Annotated in this window: 23 protein-coding genes; 10 read left to right on the top strand and 13 right to left on the bottom strand. The window is 71.4% G+C overall.

Annotation, left to right across the window (positions count from 1 at the left end):
* Positions 1–66: 66 nt before the first annotated feature.
* Genes ACFWRT_RS25690 through ssd form a run of 4 tightly spaced genes read right to left on the bottom strand, consistent with a single transcriptional unit; the run spans position 67 to position 4,206 of the window.
* Positions 67–1,014 carry a type II secretion system F family protein gene (locus ACFWRT_RS25690; protein WP_380952099.1) on the bottom strand — a complete coding sequence of 316 codons (948 nt, stop codon included), beginning with the start codon at positions 1,012–1,014 and terminating at the stop codon, positions 67–69.
* Positions 1,011–1,925 (bottom strand): type II secretion system F family protein, encoded by a 915-nt coding sequence (locus ACFWRT_RS25685; protein ID WP_380952098.1) that lies wholly within the window; start codon positions 1,923–1,925, stop codon positions 1,011–1,013. Before ACFWRT_RS25685 ends, ACFWRT_RS25690 begins: the two co-directional genes overlap by 4 nt.
* Positions 1,922–3,070 (bottom strand): TadA family conjugal transfer-associated ATPase, encoded by a 1,149-nt coding sequence (locus tag ACFWRT_RS25680; protein WP_380952097.1) that lies wholly within the window; start codon positions 3,068–3,070, stop codon positions 1,922–1,924. Before ACFWRT_RS25680 ends, ACFWRT_RS25685 begins: the two co-directional genes overlap by 4 nt.
* Positions 3,067–4,206 (bottom strand): septum site-determining protein Ssd, encoded by a 1,140-nt coding sequence (gene ssd / locus ACFWRT_RS25675; protein WP_380952096.1) that lies wholly within the window; start codon positions 4,204–4,206, stop codon positions 3,067–3,069. The genes ACFWRT_RS25680 and ssd overlap by 4 nt, the downstream gene beginning before the upstream one ends.
* Positions 4,207–4,707: 501 nt before the next feature.
* On the opposite strand from ssd, the gene ACFWRT_RS25670 reads away from it, so the two are divergent.
* The gene (locus ACFWRT_RS25670; protein WP_380952095.1) at positions 4,708–5,553 is read left to right on the top strand and encodes an HAD family hydrolase; all 846 of its coding nucleotides are present in this window, start codon (positions 4,708–4,710) and stop codon (positions 5,551–5,553) included.
* A 493-nt stretch (positions 5,554–6,046) separates the two neighbouring features.
* Here the strand turns inward: ACFWRT_RS25670 and ACFWRT_RS25665 are convergent, their stop codons facing one another.
* Positions 6,047–6,871: a Fic family protein gene (locus ACFWRT_RS25665; protein ID WP_380952094.1), complete on the bottom strand. Its 825-nt coding sequence runs from the start codon at positions 6,869–6,871 to the stop codon at positions 6,047–6,049.
* A 102-nt stretch (positions 6,872–6,973) separates the two neighbouring features.
* Between ACFWRT_RS25665 and ACFWRT_RS25660 the strand changes: the two genes are divergently transcribed.
* Positions 6,974–7,969 carry an ATP-binding protein gene (locus ACFWRT_RS25660; RefSeq protein WP_380952093.1) on the top strand — a complete coding sequence of 332 codons (996 nt, stop codon included), beginning with the start codon at positions 6,974–6,976 and terminating at the stop codon, positions 7,967–7,969.
* 95 nt (positions 7,970–8,064) lie between these two features.
* Here the strand turns inward: ACFWRT_RS25660 and ACFWRT_RS25655 are convergent, their stop codons facing one another.
* Positions 8,065–9,399 carry a polysaccharide deacetylase family protein gene (locus tag ACFWRT_RS25655; protein WP_380952126.1) on the bottom strand — a complete coding sequence of 445 codons (1,335 nt, stop codon included), beginning with the start codon at positions 9,397–9,399 and terminating at the stop codon, positions 8,065–8,067.
* 496 nt (positions 9,400–9,895) lie between these two features.
* Here ACFWRT_RS25655 and acs point away from each other — a divergent pair, with 496 nt between their 5' ends.
* The 5 genes from acs to ACFWRT_RS25630 all read left to right on the top strand — a co-directional run bounded on the left by acs (position 9,896) and on the right by ACFWRT_RS25630 (position 15,500).
* Positions 9,896–11,893 (top strand): acetate--CoA ligase, encoded by a 1,998-nt coding sequence (gene acs / locus ACFWRT_RS25650; protein ID WP_380952092.1) that lies wholly within the window; start codon positions 9,896–9,898, stop codon positions 11,891–11,893.
* 258 nt (positions 11,894–12,151) lie between these two features.
* Positions 12,152–13,603, top strand: coding sequence for a Na+/H+ antiporter NhaA (nhaA, locus tag ACFWRT_RS25645; RefSeq protein WP_380952091.1), 1,452 nt, complete (start codon positions 12,152–12,154; stop codon positions 13,601–13,603).
* Between the two features lie 40 nt (positions 13,604–13,643).
* On the top strand, positions 13,644–14,180 hold the full coding sequence (locus ACFWRT_RS25640; RefSeq protein ID WP_018514211.1) for a phage holin family protein: 537 nt from the start codon (positions 13,644–13,646) through the stop codon (positions 14,178–14,180).
* Entirely contained in the window at positions 14,177–15,151 is a 975-nt protein-coding gene (locus tag ACFWRT_RS25635) for an alpha/beta fold hydrolase (protein ID WP_380952090.1), read from the top strand. Before ACFWRT_RS25640 ends, ACFWRT_RS25635 begins: the two co-directional genes overlap by 4 nt.
* A gap of 115 nt (positions 15,152–15,266) precedes the next feature.
* Complete coding sequence (locus ACFWRT_RS25630; protein WP_380952089.1) at positions 15,267–15,500, top strand: hypothetical protein; 234 nt, start codon at positions 15,267–15,269, stop codon at positions 15,498–15,500.
* A gap of 132 nt (positions 15,501–15,632) precedes the next feature.
* Here the strand turns inward: ACFWRT_RS25630 and ACFWRT_RS25625 are convergent, their stop codons facing one another.
* From ACFWRT_RS25625 to nth, 3 genes are all read right to left on the bottom strand, one after another.
* Positions 15,633–16,832, bottom strand: a complete 1,200-nt coding sequence (locus ACFWRT_RS25625; RefSeq protein WP_380952088.1) for a MarP family serine protease — start codon at positions 16,830–16,832, stop codon at positions 15,633–15,635.
* A gap of 91 nt (positions 16,833–16,923) precedes the next feature.
* The gene (locus ACFWRT_RS25620; RefSeq protein ID WP_380952087.1) at positions 16,924–17,676 is read right to left on the bottom strand and encodes an NUDIX hydrolase; all 753 of its coding nucleotides are present in this window, start codon (positions 17,674–17,676) and stop codon (positions 16,924–16,926) included.
* A gap of 131 nt (positions 17,677–17,807) precedes the next feature.
* Positions 17,808–18,734 carry an endonuclease III gene (gene nth, locus ACFWRT_RS25615; RefSeq protein WP_380952086.1) on the bottom strand — a complete coding sequence of 309 codons (927 nt, stop codon included), beginning with the start codon at positions 18,732–18,734 and terminating at the stop codon, positions 17,808–17,810.
* 349 nt (positions 18,735–19,083) lie between these two features.
* Here nth and ACFWRT_RS25610 point away from each other — a divergent pair, with 349 nt between their 5' ends.
* Positions 19,084–19,758 carry a Crp/Fnr family transcriptional regulator gene (locus tag ACFWRT_RS25610; protein ID WP_003967450.1) on the top strand — a complete coding sequence of 225 codons (675 nt, stop codon included), beginning with the start codon at positions 19,084–19,086 and terminating at the stop codon, positions 19,756–19,758.
* A 92-nt stretch (positions 19,759–19,850) separates the two neighbouring features.
* Here ACFWRT_RS25610 and ACFWRT_RS25605 read toward each other — a convergent pair whose 3' ends face one another.
* From ACFWRT_RS25605 to ACFWRT_RS25590, 4 genes are all read right to left on the bottom strand, one after another.
* Entirely contained in the window at positions 19,851–20,681 is an 831-nt protein-coding gene (locus tag ACFWRT_RS25605) for an MBL fold metallo-hydrolase (RefSeq protein WP_380952085.1), read from the bottom strand.
* Entirely contained in the window at positions 20,678–21,610 is a 933-nt protein-coding gene (locus tag ACFWRT_RS25600) for an NUDIX hydrolase (RefSeq protein ID WP_380952084.1), read from the bottom strand. Before ACFWRT_RS25600 ends, ACFWRT_RS25605 begins: the two co-directional genes overlap by 4 nt.
* Positions 21,611–21,748: 138 nt before the next feature.
* Positions 21,749–22,219, bottom strand: a complete 471-nt coding sequence (locus ACFWRT_RS25595; protein WP_018489474.1) for a RidA family protein — start codon at positions 22,217–22,219, stop codon at positions 21,749–21,751.
* Positions 22,219–22,377 carry a DUF4177 domain-containing protein gene (locus tag ACFWRT_RS25590; protein ID WP_019888269.1) on the bottom strand — a complete coding sequence of 53 codons (159 nt, stop codon included), beginning with the start codon at positions 22,375–22,377 and terminating at the stop codon, positions 22,219–22,221. The genes ACFWRT_RS25595 and ACFWRT_RS25590 overlap by 1 nt, the downstream gene beginning before the upstream one ends.
* Positions 22,378–22,449: 72 nt before the next feature.
* Here ACFWRT_RS25590 and ACFWRT_RS25585 point away from each other — a divergent pair, with 72 nt between their 5' ends.
* On the top strand, positions 22,450–23,424 hold the full coding sequence (locus ACFWRT_RS25585) for an ArsA family ATPase (RefSeq protein ID WP_380952083.1): 975 nt from the start codon (positions 22,450–22,452) through the stop codon (positions 23,422–23,424).
* On the top strand, positions 23,421–24,836 hold the full coding sequence (locus ACFWRT_RS25580) for an ArsA family ATPase (RefSeq protein ID WP_380952082.1): 1,416 nt from the start codon (positions 23,421–23,423) through the stop codon (positions 24,834–24,836). Before ACFWRT_RS25585 ends, ACFWRT_RS25580 begins: the two co-directional genes overlap by 4 nt.
* Positions 24,837–24,862 lie beyond the last annotated feature (26 nt).

The raw sequence follows: 24,862 nt of genomic DNA, 5'->3' as shown, positions 1-24,862 counted from the left end.
ATCGATCGATAGCGGGCGGGCGTCCGAACGGAACGCCCGTGAATCGTGAACAGAGGCCGTGCGGGCCTAACCCGTGGCCAGCAGTCCGCCGGCCAGGCCGATGATCACCGGCGCCACCCCGACCGCCAGGAAGGCGGGGAGGAAGCACAGTCCGACCGGCGCGGTGATCAGGACCCCGGCCCGCTGAGCGCGAGCCACAGCGGCACCGGCCTGCTCGGCGCGCATCGTCTCCGCCAGCTTGGAGACCGGTTCCGCGGCCGGGGCCCCGGTCGATCCGGCCCGGTGCAGACAGCGGGCCAGCGGTCCGGCGCCCGGTATCTCCCCGAGCCGCCCCCACGCCTCGGCGGGCTCCCCGCCGAGGCGGATCTCGGCGGCGACCCGGGCGAGCCGGTCGCCGACCGGGCCGCCGATGGACTCACCGACCGCCTCTGCCGCCTCGCGCGGCCCGGCACCGACGGCGACGCATGCCGCCAGCAGATCGGCGGCCAGAGGGAGCTGTCCGGCGATCGCGGCCCGCTCCTCACGGGACTCGCCCGGGCCCGGACGGGGCCGGGACCGCTGCCATCGCCAGGTCCCGTACGCCGCTGCCGCACCGACGGCCCACCCCATCAGGCCGCCGATCAGGAACCACCCGGCCAGCCAGGCGCCGGCCGGAGCGGCCCACCGCAGAACACCGGCACGAGCCCCGGCCCCGCCCCCGGCATCAGCACCGGCACCGCTGACCGCCCGGATACCACCACCCGCCCGGACACCACCGCCCGTCCGAGCACCACCACCCGCCCGGACACCGTCCCCTCCCGTCCGATCTCCGCTGCCCTTCCCGGCCCGTACGACCGCCGTCCGGGACCACCAGCCGGTTCCCACGCCAGGTGCGGCCTCCAGCAGGAAGGCGCCCCGGCCACGCATCATCCGGCTCCGGCGCCCCGCGGCCACGGCGAGCGCCAGCTCCGCCCCGGCCCCCGCCAGCGCCCCCAGCATCCCCAGGCTGTGGAGAACTTCTCCCGTCCCGCTCATGGCGCCTCCCCTCCCCGCACGATCCGACAGGCCCAGAAGAGTCCGGCCGCTTCCAGGAAGCCCCCCACCGCCAGGCAGAACAGCCCGCCCGGCGTATGGAGCAGCACCCACAGGGGGTCCGCTCCCAGCGCGGCGCCCAGCCCCAGACCCGCCACCGGCAGCAGCGCCAGAACCACGACGGTCGACCAGGCTCCCGCCAACTGGGCCCGCAACTCCTCCCGTCTGCGCCGCTCGGCCCGTAGCGCCGTTTCCAGACGGTCCAAGCCCGCCGCGAGACCGGCTCCGCCGTCCGCCGCCACCTGCCAGCACGCGGCCATCCCGGACAGGCCCCCCAGCCCCGGCCCGGCCGCCGCCTGCCGCAACGCCCCGGGCACGTCTCCTCCGAAGCGTGCGGCCGCGAGCACGGCGGCCTCCGCGTCCCCGAGCCAGGCCCCGCCGCCCGGCCCACCTCCGGCCGACGGCTCGCCGTCCGCCGCACTCTCCCTCAACCCGGCCGACAGGGCCTGGCCCGGCTCCTGGCCGGCCCGCAGCTCCCCGACCACGGCCGCGCACAGCGCCGCCACCGAGTCCGCCGCCCGCTCGCACTGCCGTCGCCGGGCACGGCCGCGCATCCACCTCCGTAGCAACGGCACCGCCACGGCTCCGGCGATCAGCGGCAGCATCGAAGCCCCCAGCACGGCCAGCAGCACCGCCACCGGAACGCACCACCACTCGCGCCGCTCCACCACCAGCACCCGGGCCCTGAGCAGGAACGGCCACGATCGCCACGCCCGCCACGGCTCGGCCGGACCGTCCACGAACAGGACCCGCGCCCGGCGGGCCCCGGGTTCCCGCATCGCGACCAGCCACACGGCCGCGCCCGCGCAGAGGGCGGCCGCATGCGCCGCGTATCCCGCGGTTCCCTCCGTCACAGCGCGCCCCCGATCAGCGACTCCAGCCGCGCCCGGCCCCGCTCCGGGACGAACCCGTCGGCGCCCCAGCTCAGCGCGGGCACCGTGAACACCAGGCCGGCCCCGTCCCGCTCCAGTACGTGCACGTCGGCGATCCGTCGCCGCCCGGCCCGGTCCCGTACGAGATGGACGACCACCGAGAGCGCGGCCGCCAACTGGCTGTGCAGAGCCGTCCGGTCGAGGCCTGCGGCCGTCCCGAGAGCCTCCAGCCGGGCGGGCACGTGCTCGGCGGCGTTCGCGTGGACCGTGCCGCAGCCGCCCTCATGACCGGTGTTCAAGGCGGCCAGCAACTCCGTCACCTCGACACCTCTGACCTCACCCACCACCAGCCGGTCGGGACGCATCCGCAGCGCCTGGCGCACCAGGTCGCGCAAGGTCACCCGGCCCGCGCCCTCCTGGTTGGCGGGGCGGGACTCCAGGCGCACCACATGGGGGTGATCGGGGCGGAGTTCGGCGGAGTCCTCGGCGAGCACGATCCGTTCGTCCGCACCGACGGCGCCCAGCATGCTGGCGAGGAGGGTCGTCTTGCCCGCCCCGGTGCCGCCGCTGATCAGGTACGAGAGACGGGCCTCCACCATGGCCCGCAGGATCCGGTCCCCACCCGGCGGTACGGTCCCGGCCTCCACCAGCTCCGCCAGGGAGAAGGCCCGCGGGCGCACCACCCGCAGGGAGAGGCAGGTCGAGCCGACGGAGACCGGGGGCAGCACGGCGTGCATTCGCGTCCCGTCCGGCAACCGCGCGTCCACCCACGGCCGGGCATCGTCCAGCCGCCTGCCCGCGACCGCGGCGAGCCGCTGGGCCAGCCGCCGGACCGCCGCCGCGTCCGGAAAGGTGATCCCCGTCAACTGAAGCCCGCCGCCCCGGTCCACCCACACCCGGTCGGGCGCGGAGACCAGCACATCGGTCACCTCGGGGTCCGCGAGCAACGGCTCCAGCACGCCGGTCCCGACAAGTTCGCCGCGCAGCTCGGCCGCGGCTCCGAGCACCTCCGCGTCGCCCAGCAGCCGCCCCTGGGCCCTAAGCGCCGCCGCCACACCGGCAGGTGTCGGCGCGTCACCACTGCGCGCCAGCCGTTGGCGCACGGCATCCAGAAGCGCATCGGTCATGGTGTGCCTCCCCCGGCCGGAGCCCCGGCGGAACCCGGCTCCCCCGCTGCTGCCGCCGCCTGCTCCCAGAACTCCGCGCAGAAGCGGGCGAGCGGGCCGCGAGCGCTGCCGCCGGGTGGCATTCCGACGTCCTGGGCGGCCAGGAGGTCCGGCTCAGGGGGCAGTTCGCCGACGAGCGGCAGACCGATGGCCTGGGCTACCCAGCGCTCGTCCAGGCCTGCCGCATACGGTCCCCGGGCCACCACCCGCACGTCGTCCAGCACCATGCGGACCGTGGACGCCACGCGCTGGGCGGCCGCGACCGCCCTCAGCTCGCCCGGCACCACGAGCAGGCCGAGGTCGAGCTGGGCCAGGGCTTCCGCGACGCCCTCGTCCACCCGGCGCGGCAGATCGACGACCACCACCCCGCCGAGCCGGCGCGCGGCGGCCAGGACCGCCCGCACAGCCTGCGGGGCGATGGTCACTTCGTCGTCACGGCCCCAGCTCAGCACCCGCAGTCCGTGGAGCGCGGGCAGGGAGTCCTCCAGGGCTCCACCACCGAGGCGCCCCTTCGAGTGGGCGAAATCCGGCCACCTCATACCCTCGGCCCGTTCGCCGCCGAGGAGGACATCGATGCCTCCGCCCAGGGGGTCCGCGTCGATCAGCATCGTCCGCCGGCCAGACCTTGCCGCACTGACGGCGAGGGCACAGGCCAGGGTCGACGCGCCGGAGCCGCCCCGTCCGCCGATCACCCCGACGGTGAGCGCGGGCCTGCCGACGCCCTCCGCCGCATTGGCGATCTGGTCGACGAGCCAGCCCTCCGAATCGGGCAGCCGCAACACGTATTCGGCCCCGATCTCGACCGCCCGCCGCCAGATGTCCGGGTCGTCCTGGTCCCGCCCGACCAGCATCACCCCCCGCCTGCGGGCGGCCCCGCGACACCGCGCGGCCGCGTCGTCGCCCACCAGGACCATGGGAGCCCGCTCCCAGCCACCCCGCCGCCCGGGCGGCCCGTGATGAACCTCCGGCTCCGCGCCGGCCGCGGCGCAGAGCCGCAGCAGATCATCGAGCAGCTCCACGTCTTCCGTCACGATCAGCGGCCCGCCGCGTCGCCCTTCGGCGACCGTCAGCCCTTCTCGCGTGAGGGATCCAGCCACGATCTCCGCCCCTTCTCACTGCCCCTTCAGTGCGGTTCGCGGCGATCTCGGGCGTTTCCGAGATGCGCGATTCCGGTACCCGCGGACTTCGCGGGAGGAATCAACGTGCAGCACCCCGGAAAAACTTGTGGATCTTGCTCAAAAACTGTGGACAACTTCGGCGTTGTGAATATCTCCGTCACCCGAACCAGCGACTTCCGGAGCGCAGCCTCGCTGCTACACACTGTGACGAGAGGCGGCTTGCGTCGGCGCATCGCACGACTGGGCCCGGCAGGGTCCGGAAGGGAGGGAGGCACTGGGCCCGGACGTCAGAAATGCATCCGGACATGCGACGACCCCCGCCGGGGGGGAGAGCGGGGGTCGTCCCCACGGCCGACTCGGGGGGGGAGGAGCCGGACCGGGGTTGGCACGGTCGCGAACGATCCGTGACTTCCATGGTGTACCCGAGGGCCCTCTCAGGCAAACCCACGCGCCGGACTTTACGCCGAATGGCGGCCCCCTATGCTCAGCGTTGTGGAAAACTGCTTCTCGCCGCGCACAGCAGCCTTCTTTGACCTGGACAAGACGGTCATTGCGAAGTCTTCGACGCTGACCTTCAGCAAGTCCTTCTACCAAGGCGGGCTGATCAACCGCCGTGCCGTACTGCGCACCGCGTACACACAGTTCGTGTTCCTGGCCGGGGGCGCCGATCACGAGCAGATGGAGAAGATGCGTGCCTACCTCTCCGCCCTCTGCAAGGGATGGAACGTCCAGCAGGTCAAGGAGATCGTCGCCGAGACCCTGCACGACCTGATCGACCCGATCATCTACGACGAGGCGGCCACCCTCATCGAGGAACACCACACGGCCGGCCGCGACGTGGTCATCGTCTCGACCTCCGGCGCGGAGGTCGTCGAACCGATCGGCGAACTGCTGGGTGCCGACCGTGTCGTCGCCACGCGCATGGTCGTCGGCGACGACGGCTGCTTCACGGGAGAGATCGAGTACTACGCCTACGGACCGACCAAGGCCGAGGCGGTGAGGGCGCTCGCCGCCTCGGAGGGGTACGACCTTTCGCGCTGCTACGCCTACAGCGACTCGGCGACCGATGTGCCGATGCTGGAAGCGGTCGGCCACCCGCACGCGGTCAACCCGGACCGCGCGCTGCGCCGCGAAGCGACCCTTCGCGAGTGGCCGATTCTCGTCTTCAATCGCCCGGTCCGACTGAAGCAACGGCTCCCCGACTTCTCCATGCCGCCGCGCCCGGCACTCGTGGCCGCCGCCGCGGTCGGCGCCGCAGCCGTCACCGCGGGACTCGTCTGGTACGCGAGCCGTCGGCGTACCGCCGGGGCAGCACTCCCCGGCTGAGGCCCCCAGCGCCCAGCCACCGGCCACCGGCCACCGGCCCCAGCTACCAGCTATCAGGAGAACGGAGCACTCGACCCGCAGACACCACCGCCCGATTCGCCCTTGATTGAACCTAAAAGTAAAGAAGTGCGGCCAGGGCTTTCCCTCCCCCGGGTCCTGGAGTACAAAGGATTCAACGGCCCGCGAGACCAAGGACATCCGTGAGGATGACCTGTAACGCTGTGACGGCCCCACGGACCGCGCACGAAAGCCGAGCACCCACGCGACGTCGACCCGTCGATTACGGGCCAGCCGCACCAGGTGACGGGCAAAGTACCCGACCTGATGGGCAATTTACGAGGACGCTTGGTAACTGGGCGGACGTGCCAGCGGCGGTACCGCATTTCGGTACCGCCGCAACCCTTTCCCGGGCTTTCCCACCGACAGGGAACCCCGACCCCGCCCTGCCTCGCCTCGCCCCGCCCCGCCCCGCCCCGCCCCGCCCCGGTGGCGCCTACGCCGCGCCGCGCTGGAGGGCCTCGCAGACCGCCGTCGACTCGCGTACTCCCAGCTCCACCGAGCGCCCGCAGTGCGCGATCCACGCGGCCAGGCCTTCCGGGGTCCCGGTCGTATAGCCCTCGAACGCCGCGACGTACGCCGCCCGTCCCTGTTCCGCATGGCCCACCTCGGCCGGGCAGATGGACTTCGGATCCAGTCCGCTGCCGATCAGCACGATGCGCTCGGCGGTCCGCGCCACCAGGCCGTTGTGCGAGCTGAAGGGCCGCAGCGCCAGCAGCTCGCCATGGACCACGGCGGCCGTCACCAGGGCGGGGGCCGCGGTGCCCGCGATGATCAACTGCGACAGCCCTTCGAGCCGTCCGGCCACCTCGTCGGCACCGGGGAGCGGCGCCTCGATCAGCGGCTCGTCGACGGGTTCTCCGGCCAGCCGCGGGCGGCCGACCGCGTCGTCGGGCGCGGCTCCGCCAGCCGCCACCAGGTGCAGCCGGGCCAGCACCCGAAGCGGCGACTGCCGCCAGATGGAAAGCAGTTGTCCGGCCTCCGCGGTGAGCCTCAGTGCGGCTCCGACCGTGCGCGCCTCGTCCTCGCCGCTGAAGTCGGTGCGCCGGCGCACCTCCTCCAGGTTCCAGTCGGCACCGGCGAGCGCCGCCGATCCCCGGGAGCCCCGCAGCGCGGCCTCGGCCGTGACCTCGTTGCTGCGGCGGCGCATGACGCGGTGACCGTAGACCCGGTCGACGGCCTTGCGTACGGAGTCCACGGCATCGGGCACTCCGGGCAGGGAACCGAGCGTGGCGAGCGGGTCTGGGGCAGTCGTACTCATAAGTAGCGAGGCTACGCGCCCCCTACACCCGAACCGCCCTCACGTGTTCATCTTCACGAACATCGACAGCGTAGCGCGATCGACCCACTACCCTAGGTGAACATGAAGATCGCTTTCGTCGGGAAGGGCGGCAGCGGTAAGACCACGCTGTCCTCGCTCTTCATCCGCCATCTCGCCGCCAACGAAGCCCACGTCATCGCCGTCGACGCCGACATCAACCAGCACCTGGGGGCCGCCCTCGGCCTCGACGAGGCGGAGGAGGCCGCGCTGCCCGCCATGGGTGCGCACCTCCCCCTCATCAAGGACTACCTGCGCGGCACCAACCCCCGGATCGCCTCCGCCGAGACGATGATCAAGACGACTCCGCCCGGCGAGGGCTCGCGGCTGCTGCGGGTCTGCGAGGACAACCCGGTCTTCGACGCCTGTGCGCGTACGGTCCGGCTCGACGACGGGGACATCCGGCTGATGGCCACCGGCCCGTTCACGGAGTCCGACCTCGGCGTGGCCTGCTACCACTCGAAGGTCGGGGCCGTCGAGCTCTGCCTCAACCACCTGGTCGACGGCCCGGACGAGTACGTCGTGGTGGACATGACGGCGGGGTCGGACTCGTTCGCCTCGGGGATGTTCACGCGCTTCGACATGACGTTCCTGGTCGCGGAGCCGACCCGCAAGGGGGTGTCGGTGTACCGCCAGTACAAGGAGTACGCACGGGACTTCGACGTCGCGCTGAAGGTCGTCGGCAACAAGGTGCAGGGCCAGGACGACCTGGACTTCCTGCACGCGGAGGTCGGTGACGACCTGCTGGTCGGGGTGGGCCACTCCGACTGGGTGCGGTCGATGGAGAAGGGGCGGCCGTCCCGGTTCGAGCTGCTGGAGGCGGACAACCGGATGGCGCTGCAGGCCCTCCAGGACGCCGCCGAGGACTCGTACGAGCTGCGCGACTGGGAGCGCTACACCCGACAGATGGTGCACTTCCACCTGAAGAACGCGGAGAGCTGGGGCAACGAGAAGACGGGCGCCGACCTGGCCGCCCAGGTCGACCCCTCCTTCGTGCTCGGTGAGCGGCTGGCGGGAGCGGGCGTCCCGGCACCCGCCTGACCCGCCGCGCCGCGCCGCATCGTCCCGTCACCTCGGCGACGTACCGGAGTACAGGCGTACGACCACGTACGACCGAGGTGACGGGACGGGGGCCGCTAGCCGGCGTCCCGGGCCGCCGGCTCGCCGGCCTCCGGGCCTGCCGCCTTGCCCTTCTCGGCCTTCGGGGCGGCCGCGGCCTGGGCGCCGAGGTAGGTTTTCCACCCCTCCTTGGGCGCCTCGCCGACGCCGAGCGTGGAGAGCTTGGCCAGCGCCTGCGGGTCCTGCGCGTCCAGCCAGTCCGCGAGCTGCCGGAAGGAGACGCAGCGGACCCCCTCCTTCGTGCACACCTTCGCGATGGTCTCCTCGATGGCGCGCATGTAGGTGCCGCCGTTCCAGGACTCGAAGTGGTTGCCGATGATCAGCGGTGCCCGGTTGCCGTCGTACGAGCGGTCGAAGGCCTGGAGCAGGCCGTCGCGCATCTGGTTGCCCCAGTACTCGTGCTGCGAGGGGTCGCCCTGGGTCTTCGTACCAGACTGGTTGACCATGAAGTTGTAGTCCATGGAGAGGGTCTCGAAGGCGCGGCCGGGCATCGGGACGAGTTGGAGCGGGATGTCCCAGACGCCGTCCTTCTTCTTGGGCCAGACCTGGTTGCCGACGCCGCTGGAGTCGTAGCGGAAGCCCATGTCGCGGGCCGCGGCGACCATGTTCTTCTGCCCTTCCAGGCAGGGGGTGCGGGCGCCGATCAGCTCCTGGTCGTAGTCGAAGGGGAGCGGGGCCTCGCCCTTCAGCTCCGGAGCGTTGGTCTTCCAGTTCTTGACGAAAGCTTTCGCCTGGCTGATCTCGCTCCTCCACTCCTCGACCGACCAGGTGCCCACACCGCCGTCCGGGCCGCAGAAGTGGCCGTTGAAGTGGGTGCCGATCTCATTGCCGTCCTTCCAGGCGGCGCGCACCTCGGCGAGGGTGTCGCGAATGCCCGCGGTGTCGTTGAAGCCGATGTCCGAGCGGCCCGCGGAGTGCTGCGGCGGAGCGTAGAGGGATCGTTTCTCCTCAGGCAGGAGATACACACCGCTGAGGAAGTACGTCATGGTCGCGTTGTACTTCTTGGCGACGCCGCGGAAGTGCGAGAAGAGCTTCTGACTGTCCTCCCCGGCCCCGTCCCAGGAGAACACCACGAACTGCGGGGGCTTCTGACCCGGCGCCAGGCGCTGGGCGGCCGGCAGCTTCGGCTGGGCGCCCGTGAAGGCGGTGGAGCCGTCCCCGATGAGCTTGACGGCGTTCTTCGGGGCGGCCTTCGGAGCGTTCTCCTTCGCGCCGTGGGCCCCCTTCTCCGCGCCCGCACCCGCCCCGCCGGGCTCGGAGCCTCCGGAGCCCGCACCGGAACAGCCCGCGAGTACGGCGACCAGCGCCGCGGTCATGACGCCCGAGGCGATCCTCTTCGTGGCGGCCATCATCCGCCCACCCTCTTCCTTGCAGGTCATTTGCGTTGAGTGCCGACGCGGCGCGGCCAAACTCGCACGGAGCCCTGCGGAGAGGAGAGCGACATACCGAATGAAAAGCTGCCTATTCACTGGAATGGGCGCGGAACTGACCTGAATGCCGCGCACGCGAAGCCCGGACAGAGCACAGGCGGAGCACAGGCGGAGCACAGGCGGAGCACAGGCGGAGCACAGGCGGAGCACAGGCGGAGCACAGGCCCATCCGCCGCCTGCGGAGCCCCGCTCCGGCACACGCCCCGACACCGACCCCGACGCCCCTGAACCGGACAGCCCTCGGGTCCGTGAGACCTGATGACCCCACTCCGCGCGGCGACTTTGCGCCAAACAAGGCCAACACGCGTCGTAAAGCCGCTCTGACCAGCGGAGCGGGATCATGCTTCCATACACGAAGACACAGGTCTAAACCAATTCCCGGCAGACACTTGTCACCCGGCCTCGCGCCTGATGAGCTATGCCCCGGGACACAACGGACACCCTGGGACTGGGAGAAGTCGTGAGCAACGAGAGCCTGGCCAACCTGCTTCGGGAAGAGCGGAAGTTCGCTCCACCTGCAGCTCTGGCCGCCAACGCCAACGTCACCGCAGAGGCGTACGAGCAGGCCGAGGCGGACCGGCTGGGCTTCTGGGCCGAGCAGGCCCGCCGCCTGACGTGGGCCACCGAGCCGACCGAGACCCTCGACTGGAGCAACCCGCCCTTCGCGAAGTGGTTCGCGGACGGCAAGCTGAACGTCGCGTACAACTGCGTGGACCGGCACGTCGAGGCGGGCAACGGCGACCGGGTCGCCATCCACTTCGAGGGCGAGCCCGGCGACAGCCGCGCCATCACCTACGCGGAGCTGAAGGACGAGGTCTCCCGCGCCGCCAACGCGCTGACCGAGCTGGGCGTCAGCAAGGGCGACCGGGTCGCCGTCTACCTGCCGATGATCCCCGAGGCCGCCGTCGCGATGCTGGCCTGCGCCCGCATCGGCGCCACGCACTCGGTGGTCTTCGGCGGCTTCTCCGCCGACGCCATCGCCACCCGTATCCAGGACGCGGACGCCAAGGTCGTCATCACCGCCGACGGCGGCTACCGCCGCGGCAAGCCCTCCGCGCTCAAGCCCGCGGTGGACGACGCCGTCTCCCGTATCGAGAGCGTCGAGCACGTCCTCGTCGTCCGCCGCACCGGTCAGGACACCGCCTGGACCGAGGGCCGCGACGTCTGGTGGCACGAGATCACCGCCCGGCAGTCCGCCGAGCACACCCCCGAAGCGTTCGAGGCGGAGCAGCCGCTCTTCATCCTCTACACCTCGGGCACCACGGGTAAGCCGAAGGGCATCCTGCACACCTCCGGCGGCTATCTCACCCAGGCGGCCTACACCCACCACGCGGTCTTCGACCTCAAGCCCGAGACCGACGTCTACTGGTGCACGGCCGACGTCGGCTGGGTGACCGGCCACTCGTACATCGTCTACGGGCCGCTGGCGAACGGCGCGACCCAGGTCATGTACGAAGGCACGCCCGACACGCCGCACCAGGGCCGGTTCTGGGAGATCGTGCAGAAGTACGGCGTCACGATCCTCTACACGGCGCCGACCGCGATCCGTACGTTCATGAAGTGGGGTGACGACATCCCCGCCAAGTTCGACCTGAGCAGCCTCCGCGTCCTCGGTTCGGTCGGTGAGCCGATCAACCCCGAGGCGTGGATGTGGTATCGGAAGAACATCGGCGCCGACAAGTGCCCGATCGTGGACACCTGGTGGCAGACCGAGACCGGCGCGATGATGATCTCGCCGCTGCCGGGCGTGACCGAGACCAAGCCGGGATCAGCCCAGCGCGCCCTGCCGGGCATCGCCGCCACCGTCGTGGACGACGAGGCCAACGAGGTACCGAACGGCGGGGGCGGCTACCTCGTCCTCACCGAGCCGTGGCCGTCCATGCTCCGCACCATCTGGGGCGACGACCAGCGGTTCCTCGACACCTACTGGTCGCGCTTCCAGGGCAAGTACTTCGCGGGCGACGGCGCCAAGAAGGACGAGGACGGCGACGTCTGGCTGCTCGGCCGGGTCGACGACGTCATGCTCGTGTCGGGCCACAACATCTCGACCACCGAGGTCGAGTCGGCCCTCGTCTCCCACCCGTCGGTCGCCGAGGCGGCCGTGGTCGGGGCGAACGACGAGACGACCGGCCAGGCCATCGTCGCGTTCGTGATCCTGCGCGGCAGCGCGACCGCCTCCGACGAACTGGTCGCGGAGCTGCGCAACCACGTCGGCACGACGCTCGGCCCGATCGCCAAACCCAAGCGCGTCCTGCCGGTCGCCGAGCTGCCCAAGACCCGCTCCGGCAAGATCATGCGCCGCCTGCTGCGCGATGTCGCCGAGAACCGCGAGCTGGGCGACGTCACCACCCTCACCGACTCCTCGGTGATGGACCTGATCACCACCCAGCTGCCCTCCTCGTCCTCCGAGGACTGACCGGGGCTGCCCGAGGGCTGACCAGGGACCGACCGGGTACTGACCAAGGACTGACCAGGGACTGACCAGAAAATCTTCTTGTACGGCTCCGATGGGCATCCGGCACCGCGCCGGATGCCCATCGGTGCTCCCGTACAGTGAAGGGCGTGCCACCTGCGACGTCGTAGCGGCACGGAACCGCCGTCGTGGCGTAGTAGCGGAAAAAATCTCACAGGGGCGCCGGGAAGTCTGGTCGGCAGGTCGATCAGCCATGGCATCATGCCGTTCCCCACCCGGAGGTTCCCCCTCGTGGCACCACCCACCCCTGCCCCGCGCACACCCACGCCCACACCGCCCCGGCGCACCCTGCTCGGCATGCTCCCCCTCCCCGAGCGGAGCTACGTCGCCGAGGCTCTGCGCACCGAGACCGTCGGCGGTGTCCTGCTCCTGATGGCCGCCGTCGCGGCACTCGTCTGGGCCAACACCTTCGGCAGTTCGTACGAAGCGGTCAGTGACTTCCACTTCGGGCCCGGCTTCCTCGGACTGGACCTCTCCGTGGCGCACTGGGCCGCGGACGGAATGCTCGCGATCTTCTTCTTCGTGGCAGGCGTCGAGCTGAAGCGGGAACTGGTGGCCGGCGAGCTGCGGGACCCGAAGGCGGCCGCCCTGCCCGTGGTGGCGGCCCTCTGCGGCATGGCGGCGCCCGCCCTGGTCTACACCCTCACGGTGGTCATCGGCGGCGGTTCACTCGCCGGCTGGGCCGTGCCCACCGCCACCGACATCGCCTTCGCCCTCGCCGTCCTCGCGGTGATCGGCACCTCACTGCCGGCCGCGCTGCGCGCCTTCCTCCTCACCCTGGCCGTCGTCGACGACCTCTTCGCCATCCTGATCATCGCCGTCTTCTTCACGTCGGACCTGAACTTCCTGGCTCTCGGCGGAGCCGTCGTCGGCCTGGCCGCCTTCTACCTGCTGCTCCGCTTCGAGGTCCGCGGCTGGTACGTGTACGTTCCCCTGGCTCTGACGATCTGGGCCCTGATGTACAACAGCGGAGTCCACGCCACCATCGCCGGTGTCGCGATGGGTCTGATGCTGCGCTGCACCCGCCGGGAGGGCGAGAGCCACTCGCCCGGGGAGCACATCGAGCACCTGGTCCGGCCGATCTCGGCCGGGGTCGCCGTACCGCTTTTCGCCCTGTTCGCGGCCGGGGTCTCCATGAACGGCGAGGCGCTGGCAGGCGTCTTCACCCGGCCCGAGCCCCTCGGCGTCGTGCTGGGCCTCGTCGTGGGTAAGACCATCGGCATCTTCGGCGGCACCTATCTCGCGGCCCGCTTCACGAAGGCGGAGCTCAACAAGGACCTGGCCTGGGCCGACGTACTCGCCCTCTCCTCGTTGGCGGGCATCGGCTTCACCGTCTCCCTGCTGATCGGTGAGCTGGCGTTCACGGACGACGCGGAGATGACCAACGAGATCAAGGCCGCCGTGCTCATCGGTTCGCTGACCGCGGCCCTTCTCGCCTGCGTACTGCTCCGGATGCGGGTCCGCAAGTACCGTGCCCTCCTCGACGCCGAAGAACTGGACGAGGACGCGTCCGGGGTGCCCGACGTCTATGAACAGGACGATCCGGGGTACCACCTGCGGATGGCCGCGATCCATGAGGAGAAGGCGGCCGAACACCGCCGTCGCGCCGAACAGGCGGGGGCAACGCGCAACGAGCCGGACAGTCCGGCATGATCTGACATCAGGTGTGTCGAAGACGGAGAGGGAGTCAGGGATGAGCGACCCCGGCAACTACGTGGGCAGTGCGGACCGCAGCATCGGGCAACTGGTCGCCGCGGCGACGGCCGAGATGTCCGCGCTGGTGCACGACGAGATCGCCCTGGCGAAGGCGGAGGTGCGCCAGGACGTCAAGCGCGGGGCGATCGGCAGCGCGGCGTTCATCGCGGCGGGGGTGCTGCTCCTGTTCACGATGCCGATGCTGAGCTTCGCGGCCGCGTACGGGATCCACAACCTGGGTCTCGGCCTGGCGTGGTCGTTCCTGATCGTGGCCGGCGCCTTCATCCTGCTGGCCGCCCTGATCGGCTTCATCGGCCTGCGGAAGTTCAAGAAGATCAAGCCGCCGGAGAAGTCCATCGCCTCCGCCAAGCAGACCGCCGCCGTCCTGCAGAAGGCGAAGCCGCACCCGCGTCCGGCCATCGAGGCCGACGCGATCCTCAGGCGCTCCGGCTCCAGCCTCGCGGCCGGTACGGGCGTGGAGGCCCTGCCGGCGGGCAAGGACAAGGCCTCCGCTGTGGCACGCTCGTCCACATGACGGTCCCCGATTCCAGCGCATCCGGTCCGGCGGGCTCGGCGAGCCCGGCCGGCGCCGGAGGCCCCGTACGGCTCGACGGCCCCTGGACCCACCGCGACGTGGCGGCCAACGGGGCACGGTTCCACATCGCCGAGATGGGCGAGGGGCCGCTGGTCCTCCTGCTGCACGGGTTCCCGCAGTTCTGGTGGACCTGGCGCCACCAGCTCCCCGCGCTCGCGGACGCGGGCTTCCGGGCCGTCGCGATGGACCTGCGCGGGGTGGGCGGCAGCGACCGCACGCCGCGCGGTTACGACCCCGCCAACCTGGCCCTCGACGTCACCGGGGTGATCCGCTCCCTCGGCGAGCCGGACGCGGCCCTGGTCGGCCATGACCTGGGCGGCTACCTCGCCTGGACGGCCGCCGTGATGCGGCCCAAGCTGGTGCGTCGGCTCGCCGTCTCCTCCATGCCGCACCCGCGCCGCTGGCGCTCCTCGATGCTGTCGGACTTCTCGCAGTCGCGGGCGGGCTCGTACATCTGGGGCTTCCAGCGCCCCTGGCTGCCGGAGCGTCAGCTCGTCGCGGACGACGCCGCCCTGGTGGGCCGGCTGGTCCAGGACTGGGCCGGGCCCCGCACACCGGAGTTCCCCGACGAGGAGACCCTGGCCGTCTACCGGCGGGCCATGAGCATCCCCTCGACGGCGCACTGCTCGATCGAGCCGTACCGCTGGATGGTCCGCTCGATGGCGCGTCCGGACGGGGTCCAGTTCAACCGGCGGATGAAGCGGCCCGTGCGCGTGCCCACCCTGCACCTGCACGGATCACTCGATCCGGCGGTCCGGACCCGGAGTTCGGCGGGGTCCGGCGAGTATGTCGAGGCGCCCTACCGGTGGCGACTTTTCGACGGTGTCGGCCACTTCCCCCACGAGGAGGATCCGATCGCCTTCTCCACCGAACTCATCAACTGGCTCAAGGATCCTGAGCCCGACCGGTAGCCGCGCACCCGCCGGGGGCACAGCCGTACGACGAACAGCCACTTGCCTGCCGCATAAGCCAATTGGCTGACGCGCGCACGATTACCGACCTTGGGTCACGGGCAGACGTCGGGGTATGGGCTGGACGCACGACTTCACTGACGAAGCACGCAACCGCCGCTCCACCGCGACAGCAGGTGCGAGCACTCATGAGGGGGGCGGCCCCCTGGGCCGGGTGCACGATGTGCAGGACCTTCATCATTATCGGCTCGGGAATCACCGGCTCGGGAATCACCGCCTCGGGATCTCGCGCATCCTCCGCCGTCGGGCCCGCTGGGTCTCGGCGCGGCTGCGCCACCCCCGTAGCTGATCTCTCCGGTATCTCCGTCTCCTGACAACCTCGCCCCCGCCGATCCGCGTGTGCCGACCGGCGGGGGTCCTTCAGGTTCATGACGGCCTCAGGCTCTGAGCGCGCGGTCCCGGCTGGAGCGCGCAGCCCTGGCTAGAGGGCGCAGCCCTGACTGTCGACCTGCTGGTTGGCCGTGCGGCCGATCTCGATGTCCTCACGGATCTCGTCGGCCGTCAGCGCGTACCCGGTGTCCGGGTCGTCGAGCGACTTGGCGAACACCACCCCGTACACCTTGCCGTCCGGGGTGAGCAGCGGGCCGCCCGAGTTGCCCTGGCGCACGGTCGCGTAGAGGGAGTAGACGTCGCGCAGGACGGTGCCCCGCTGGTAGATGTCGGGGCCGTTGGCGTCGATACGGGCGCGGACGCGGGCGGAGCGCACGTCGTAGGCGCCGTTCTCCGGGAAGCCGGCGACGATCGCGCTGTCGCCGGTCCGGGCGTCGTCGCTCGTGAACTCCAGAGGCGTGGCCCTGAGGTCGGGGACGTCCAGGACCGCGATGTCGCGCTGCCAGTCGTAGAGGACCACCTTGGCGTCGTAGAGCCGGCCCTCGCCGCCGATCTGGACGGTCGGCTCGCTGACGCCGCCGACGACGTGGGCGTTGGTCATCACCCGGCGGTCGGAGAAGACGAAGCCCGTGCCTTCGAGGACCTTGCCGCAGCTCGGGGCCGTACCGACGACCTTGACGATCGACTTCTTGGCGCGGGCGGCGACCGGGCTGCCCACCAGGGCCGGGTCCGGGGGCTTGACCTCGGTGATCGGCTCGTTGGCGAAGGGGCTGAAGACCTGCGGGAAGCCGTTCTGCGCGAGGACGGAGGAGAAGTCCTGGAACCAGGGCGGCGGCTGTTGGGGCATCACCCGGGAGATGCCGAGGAGGACCGAGGAGTTGCGGACCTCCTTGCCGAGGGTCGGCAGCGAGGTACGGGCCAGCGGCAGGGCGATCAGCCAGGCGACCAGCAGCATGGCCACCACATTGACCAGGGCGCCTCCGGTGGCGTCCAGCGCGCGGGCGGGCGACCAGGTGATGTGTCGGCGGAGCTTGTTGCCCAGGTGGGTGGTGAAGGCCTGGCCGATCGAGGCGCAGACGATGACGATGACGACCGCGCCGATGGCGGTGGCGGTGGAGACCTCGGCCCCCTCGGTCACCCGGTCCCAGATGATCGGCAGCAGATAGACGGCGACGAGACCGCCCCCGAGGAAGCCGATCACCGACAGGATGCCGACGACGAAACCCTGTCGGTAGCCGATGACCGCGAACCATACGGCGGCGAGCAGCAGCAGGATGTCCAGCACGTTCACCGTCGATAGCCTCGCAGTTTCGTCACCTGGCCCGTCGGGGGTGACGGGGTCCGGGCCGGGCCCGGTACAGCGCAGCAGGACAGCCAGCGTGTCATGCGCGCCAGTCGAGCGGCACCTCTCTGGCCCGGTCCCACGGGCGCTCCCAGCCCGCGTAGTGCACGATCCGGTCGATCACTCCGGCGGTGAATCCCCAGACCAGGGCCGATTCGACCAGGAAGGCCGGGCCGCTGTGGCCGCTGGGGTGGACGGCCGTGGCCCGGTTGGCCGGGTCCGTGAGATCCGCCACGGGGACGGTGAAGACCCGGGCCGTCTCGGCCGGATCGACCACGCCGACCGGGCTGGGCGCACGCCACCAGCCGAGCACGGGCGTCACGACGAAGCTGCTGACGGGGATGTACAGCCGGGGCAGCACGCCGAAGAGCTGGACGCCCCGGGGGTCGAGGCCGGTCTCCTCCTCGGCCTCGCGCAACGCGGCGCGCAGCGGCCCGGTGGTGGCCTGGTCGCCGTCGTCGGGGTCGAGGGAGCCGCCGGGGAACGACGGCTGGCCGGGGTGCGAGCGCAGGGTGCCGGCGCGCTCCATCAGCAGCAGCTCGGGTCCGCGCGCCCCTTCGCCGAAGAGGATCAGGACGGCGGACTGCCTGCCCGCCCCGCTCTCGGGCGGCAGGAAGCGGCTGAGCTGCTGCGGGCGGACGCTGCGGGCGGCCTGGGCCACGGGGTCGAGCCAGGCGGGCAGGCCCGCGGTGGTCACGTCGAGCGCCGCGCGGTCGAGCGCCGCACGGGTGTCCGCGTCTGCGTCTACCTCTACTTCGGCGTCTGCGTCCGTGCGCGTATGCGTGTGCGTCATCGGCACCCCCCTCGTTCCCCTGGTTTCACAACGCCTGTCGTCGGCCATTTCGTTCCGAGCCGTTCCGTGGTTCTTCGTCGTTCGTCATGGTTCGTCATGGTTCATCGGGAGGCACTCACTGCGGCACTCCCTCATACGGCTCCGAGCGCGGGAGCGGGCTTGCCCGGGAAGTCGGGGGGCGGGCTGAGCCGCTGGCCCGGATAGCCGCCCATCTCGTACTTCAGCAGCTTCCTGGCCTTCTCGGGGTCGGTCTCGCCCTCACCGTACGAAGGACAGAGCGGCGCGATGGGGCAGGCGCCGCAGGCCGGTTTCCGGGCGTGGCAGATGCGGCGGCCGTGGAAGATCACCCGGTGCGAGAGCATCGTCCACTCGCTCTTCGGGAAGATGTCGGCGATCACCGCCTCGACCTTCACCGGGTCCTCCTCGTCCGTCCACTTCCAGCGCCGGACCAGACGGCCGAAGTGCGTGTCCACGGTGATGCCGGGGACCCCATAGGCGTTGCCCAGCACCACGTTGGCGGTCTTGCGGCCGACGCCGGGGAGCTTGACCAGATCCTCCAGGCGGCCGGGGACCTCGCCGCCGAAGTCATCCCTCAGCGCGGCGGAGAGGCCGAGGAGGGACCTGGTCTTGGCCCGGAAGAAGCCGGTCGGCCGGATCAGCTCCTCCATCTCCTCCGGATTGGCCGCCGCCATGTCCTCGGGCGTCGGATAGGCGGCGAAGAGCGCGGGGGTGGTCTGGTTGACCCTCAGGTCGGTGGTCTGGGCGGAGAGGACCGTGGCGACCAGCAGCTCGAAGGGGTTGCGGAAGTCCAGCTCGGGGTGGGCGTACGGATAGACCTCGGCGAGCTCGCGGTTGATCCGGCGGGCGCGGCGGACCAGCGCGAGGTGCGACTCGCCCTTGGGGATCTTGGGGGCCTTGAGGGTCTTCGGCGCCTCGGGGGCCTTGGGAGTCTTCGGCGCCTTGGTTGCCTTGGCGGTCTTCGCCGCCGTGGACGTCCTGGACGCCGTGGTCGCCTTCGAGGCCTTGGGCGGTGTCGTTCCGGGCTCTGACGATGTCACTGCGGACCTCCTGGCCGACGTCGAGGCCGGCGTCCCCGGCCCTCCCAGGGAGCCATTTGCGGCACTCTCCGGGCGAACCGAGGGGTGTTCGCCCACAGCGGAATCACGCCTTTCCGGCACCCCATCAGCCCCCTCGGCCCGTGTACTCCCCGGCATTCTGGACACCCGGCCAGCCTAGAGCCAGCCACTGACAACCGCCCCGGTCACCGCGTATCCACCCCCGATCGGCCCCCTGCCGTAGGGACCGGCACGCCCGTGCGTCAAACTGGTTTGTGATTGATCGCACTGTTTTACCGTCCGGCATGATGGGGACCACGGTTCCCTGAACAGGCCGACAAGGAGAGAACTCGTGGACGACGTTCTGCGGCGCGCCCCGCTTTTCGCGGCGCTCGATGATGAGCAGGCCGCGGAGCTCCGCGCCTCGATGAGTGAGGTGACCCTCGCGCGCGGCGACGCGCTTTTCCACGAGGGCGACCAGGGTGACCGCCTGTACGTGGTCACCGAGGGCAAGGTGAAGCTCCACCGCACCTCGCCCGACGGGCGCGAGAACATGCTGGCCGTGCTCGGTCCCGGCGAGCTGATCGGTGAGCTCTCGCTCTTCGACCCCGGCCCGCGTACGGCGACCGCCTCCGCGCTGACCGAGGTCAAGCTCCTCGGCCTCGGCCACGGCGACCTGCAGCCCTGGCTCAACGCCCGGCCCGAGGTCGCCACCGCGCTGCTGCGCGCGGTCGCCCGGCGCCTGCGCAAGACCAACGACCAGATGTCCGACCTGGTCTTCTCCGATGTGCCGGGCCGTGTCGCCCGCGCCCTCCTGGACCTGTCGCGCCGCTTCGGCGTGCAGTCGGAGGAAGGCATCCACGTCGTGCACGACCTCACCCAGGAGGAGCTGGCCCAGTTGGTCGGCGCCTCCCGCGAGACGGTCAACAAGGCCCTCGCGGACTTCGCGGGCCGCGGCTGGCTGCGGCTGGAGGCCCGCGCGGTCATCCTGCTGGACGTGGAGCGCCTCGCGAAGCGTTCGCGCTGACCTGGTGATGTGACCTGCTGAACGGAAAGGGCCCCGCGCCGACCGGATGCACTCCGGCGGGCGCGGGGCCTCAGTACGTTCACACGGCCGCCCTAGATGAGCCCGTGGCCCGCGAGGTACTCCAGCTGGGCCCGTACCGACAGTTCGGCGGCCGGCCACAGGGAGCGGTCCACGTCGGCGTAGACCCGGGCCACCACCTCCGACGGCGTACGGTGCCCCGCCTCCACCGCCGTCTCGACCTGGGCCAGCCGGTGCGCGCGGTGGGCCAGATAGAACTCCACGGCCCCCTGCGCGTCCTCCAGGACCGGCCCGTGGCCCGGCATCACCGTGTGCACGCCGTCGTCGACCGTCAGCGAGCGCAGCCGCCGCAGCGAGTCCAGGTAGTCGCCGAGCCGCCCGTCCGGGTGCGCGACCACCGTCGTACCGCGGCCGAGGATCGTGTCGCCCGTCAGCACCGCCCGGTCGGCGGGCAGATGGAACGAGAGCGAGTCGGCGGTGTGGCCCGGCGTCGGGACCACCCGCAGCTCCAGGCCGCCGGTGGTGATCACATCGCCCGCCCCGAGGCCCTCGTCCCCCAGCCGCAGGGCCGGATCCAGGGCCCGTACATTCGACCGCGTCAGCTCGGCGAACCGCCCCGCGCCCTCCGCGTGATCGGGGTGGCCGTGCGTGAGCAAAGTAAGGGCCACGCGGCGCCCGGACCGCTCCACCGCGTCGATCACGGCCCTCAGGTGTACGTCGTCGAGGGGCCCCGGGTCGATGACGACGGCGAGATCCGAGCCGGGCTCGGCGACGATCCAGGTGTTCGTGCCGTCGAGCGTCATCGCGGACGGGTTCGGCGCGAGGACGTTGACCGTACGGGCGGTCGCGGGCCCGGAGGCCACGATTCCGCGCGGCTGTCCCGGCAGGGCGGCTGCGTCGCTCACGAGGCACCTCCGGTCTCGCCCGCCGAGGAGCTCTCGCCGGCCCTGGAGCCCTCGCCCACCGTGGGCACGTGCTTGGTGAACTCGTCGTGTCCCGGCCAGCTCAGCACCAGCTCATCCCCCTCCAGGCGGGCCTGCGCGAGTACGGGAGTCATGTCCTGGGCCTCCGCCGCCCCGAGCGCCTCGGCGGCCGTCCTGAACGGCGTCAGGGCCCGCAGCGTCGACACGGTGGGCGGCATCATCAGCAGCTCGCCCAGGTCGTAGCGGCGGGCCGCGTCCGCCGGGGCGATCCACTCCGTACGGTCCGCCTCCGTGGAGACGGCCCGGGTGCGCTGCCCCTCAGGGAGTGCGGCGACGAAGAACCAGGTGTCGTACCGCCTCGGTTCGAACTCCGGGGTGATCCAGCGGGCCCAGGCGCCCAGCAGGTCCGAGCGGAGCAGCAGCCCGCGCCGGTCCAGGAACTCCGCGAAGGACAGATCGCGGGCGACCAGCGCCTCACGGTCGGCCTCCCAGTCGGCCCCGGTCGTATCGCCGACCACCGTCCCGGCACTCTCCCCGGCGAGCAGGACGCCCGCCTCCTCGAAGGTCTCGCGGACCGCCGCGCAGACGATGGCCTGCGCCTCGGTGACCGTCGCCACGCCGAGCCGGTCGGCCCAGTGCTCCAGCGGGGGCCCGGCCCACCCGATCAGCCGGTCGTCGTCGCGCGGATCGACGCCGCCACCCGGATAGGCGTACGCGCCTCCGGCGAACGCCATGGAGGTCCGCCGGCGCAGCATGTGCACCACAGGGCCCGGCGTCGCGCCCTGAGCCCCCGGATCGCGGAGCAGCATCACGGTGGCCGCCCGCCGGGGTGCCACGGCCGTCAGCTCACCGGCGGCGAGCGCCCGGATCCGCTCGGGCCATTCCGGGGGGTACCACTGACCTTGGGACATGGCCGGAGGCTATCCGGAACCGCGCCGATGTTCGAGAGGCTCCCTGATCACCACCCGGAGGCCGACATACCCCGTACACACGCGATCCCGCCCGGTCACGGGGACCGGGCGGGATCGGAAACGTACGGGAAGGGGTCCTCAGGCCTCGACGAGCTCGACCTGGACCTCGACCTCGACCGGGGCGTCCAGCGGCAGCACGGCGACGCCCACGGCGCTGCGTGCGTGCACCCCCTTGTCGCCCAGGACCGCGCCCAGCAGCTCGCTCGCACCGTTGATCACGGCGGGCTGCCCGGTGAAGTCGGAGGCCGAGGCGACGAAGCCCACGACCTTCACGACGCGCTTGATCCGGTCCAGGTCACCGGCGACCGACTTCACGGCGGCCAGGGCGTTGAGCGCGCAGGTCTTCGCGAGCTCCTTCGCCTCGTCCGGCGTGACCTCGGCGCCGACCTTGCCGGTGACGGCGAGCTTGCCGTCCACCATCGGGAGCTGTCCGGAGGTGTACACGTACACCCCGGACTGCACGGCCGGCTGGTACGAGGCCAGCGGCGGCACGACGGCGGGCAGGGTCAGGCCGAGCTCGGCGAGCTGAGCCTCGACGGCGCCCGCCACTAGCCCTTCTCCCGCTTCAGGTAGGCCACGAGCTGCTCGGGGTTGTTCGGGCCGGGAACGACCTGGACCAGCTCCCAGCCGTCCTCGCCCCAGGTGTCCAGAATCTGCTTGGTCGCGTGCACGAGAAGGGGCACGGTCGCGTATTCCCACTTGGTCATGGGCCTGACTGTAACGCCTGGCACGTACGGTCCCGTGCGTAGGCCGGGGCCGGACTGGTTAGGCTCGAATACGTGAGCAGGTTCCAGGTCGTCAGCGGCAAGGGCGGTACCGGTAAGACCACGGTCGCCGCCGCCCTCGCGCTCGCCCTCGCGACCGAGGGCAGGCGCACCCTCTTGGTCGAGGTCGAGGGCAGACAGGGCATCGCGCAGCTCTTCGGTGCCGACGCGTTGCCCTATGAGGAGCGGAAAATCGCCGTCGCGCCGGGCGGCGGCGAGGTGCACGCGCTGGCGATCGACGCCGAGCAGGCGCTCCTCGACTACCTCCAGATGTTCTACAAACTCGGCGGCGCGGGCCGGGCGCTCAAGAAGCTCGGCGCGATCGACTTCGCCACCACCATCGCGCCCGGGGTCCGGGACGTCCTGCTGACCGGCAAGGCCTGCGAAGCCGTACGCCGCAAGGACAAGCAGGGCCGGTTCGTCTACGACTACGTGATCATGGACGCGCCGCCCACCGGCCGCATCACGCGCTTCCTGAACGTCAACGACGAGGTCGCGGGGCTGGCCAGGATCGGCCCGATACACAACCAGGCCCAGGCCGTGATGCGGGTCCTGAAGTCCCCGCAGACCGCCGTCCACCTGGTGACCCTGCTGGAGGAGATGCCGGTCCAGGAGACCGCGGACGGCATCGCCGAACTGCGCGCCGCCGACCTCCCCGTGGGCCGCGTCATCGTGAACATGGTGCGCCCGCACCTGGTCGACGAGGAGACCCTGCGCACCGGCGCGACCGGCCGCCGCAAGGAGATCGCCAAGGCGCTGACCCGCGCCGGGGTGACCGGCTCCGCCGCCCTCGTACGGCCCCTGATCGAGCAGGCCTCCGAACACGCCCAGCGGGTCGGCCTGGAGCGCGAGCAGCGCGCCGTACTGGCCGGGCTCGGCCTGCCGACGGCCGAGCTCCCCCTGGTCGGCGACGGGGTCGGTCCCGCCGCACTGCACGATCTGGCCACGGAGCTCCGTAAACAGGGCGTAGGGGAAGGGGCGGACGCATGACTCAGGCCACGGACCACATCCCGGAGCCGGATCTCGGGGCGGCCCCCGGACTGGACACCGACGCGCTGCTCGACGACCCGGGCATCCGGATCATCGTCTGCTGCGGGTCCGGCGGCGTCGGCAAGACCACGACGGCCGCCGCCCTCGGCGTACGGGCGGCCGAGCGCGGCCGGAAGGCCGTCGTCCTCACCATCGACCCGGCCCGCCGGCTCGCGCAGTCCATGGGCATCGACCAGCTCGACAACGTCCCGCGCCGGGTCGACGGCATCGCGGGCGAGGGCGAACTCCACGCCATGATGCTCGACATGAAGCGGACCTTCGACGAGACCGTGGAGGCGCACGCGGACGCGGAAAGGGCCCGCGCGATCCTGGAGAACCCCTTCTACCAGTCCCTGTCGGCCGGGTTCGCCGGTACGCAGGAGTACATGGCGATGGAGAAGCTCGGGCAACTGCGGGCGCGCGACGAGTGGGACCTGATCATCGTCGACACCCCTCCCTCCCGCTCCGCGCTGGACTTCCTGGACGCGCCGAAGCGGCTCGGCTCGTTCCTCGACGGGAAGTTCATCCGGCTGCTGATGGCGCCCGCGAAGGTGGGCGGCCGGGCCGGGATGAAGTTCCTCAATGTCGGCATGTCGATGATGACCGGGACGCTGGGCAAGCTGCTCGGCGGCCAGTTCCTGCGGGACGTGCAGACGTTCGTCGCCGCGATGGACACCATGTTCGGCGGCTTCCGCAGCCGCGCGGACGCCACGTACAAGCTGCTCCAGGCCCCGGGGACGGCCTTCCTCGTAGTCGCGACCCCGGAGCGGGACGCGCTGCGCGAGGCCGCCTACTTCGTGGAGCGGCTGGCGGCGGAGGACATGCCGCTGGCCGGTCTCGTCCTCAACCGGGCGCACGGCAGCGAGGCCGCCCGGCTCTCCGCCGAGCAGGCGCTGGCCGCCGCAGAAAATCTTGACGACGCCCGCATTGTGGATCAGACGGCCGGGAAGGCTGGCTTTGGTGACCGGGAGGCCCCCGACCCTGCGGTCACCGCCCCCGAAGCCGGCACGACGCCGCTCTCCCCCGAGCGTGAGCCCGACTCCGAGCCCGACCCCGATCCCGCCCCCGAGAACACCGAAGAACATGACCAGGACCATGCCTACACCCACACCCACACCCACGCCCCCGACGCCGTCGAAGTCCCGGTGGACATCGACGAACTGACGGCAGGTCTGTTGCGTCTGCACGCCGAGCGCATGCAGGTCGTCGCGCGCGAACAGCACACCCGCGACCGCTTCATCGAGCTGCACCCCGAGGTCCTGGTGACCGCGGTGGCCGCACTGCCCGGCGATGTGCACGACCTGGACGGACTGCGAGCCATCGGCGACCGTCTGGCCTCCGGTTCCGCCCCGGCTCCGGCCGGAACGGCGTAGACCTCCGGCAGCGAGCGGCGTAGACC

The sequence above is a fragment of the Streptomyces cyaneofuscatus genome (assembly GCF_042718795.1).
Taxonomy (GTDB): domain Bacteria; phylum Actinomycetota; class Actinomycetes; order Streptomycetales; family Streptomycetaceae; genus Streptomyces; species Streptomyces cyaneofuscatus_A.
This window is presented reverse-complemented; position numbering and strand designations above follow the sequence as displayed.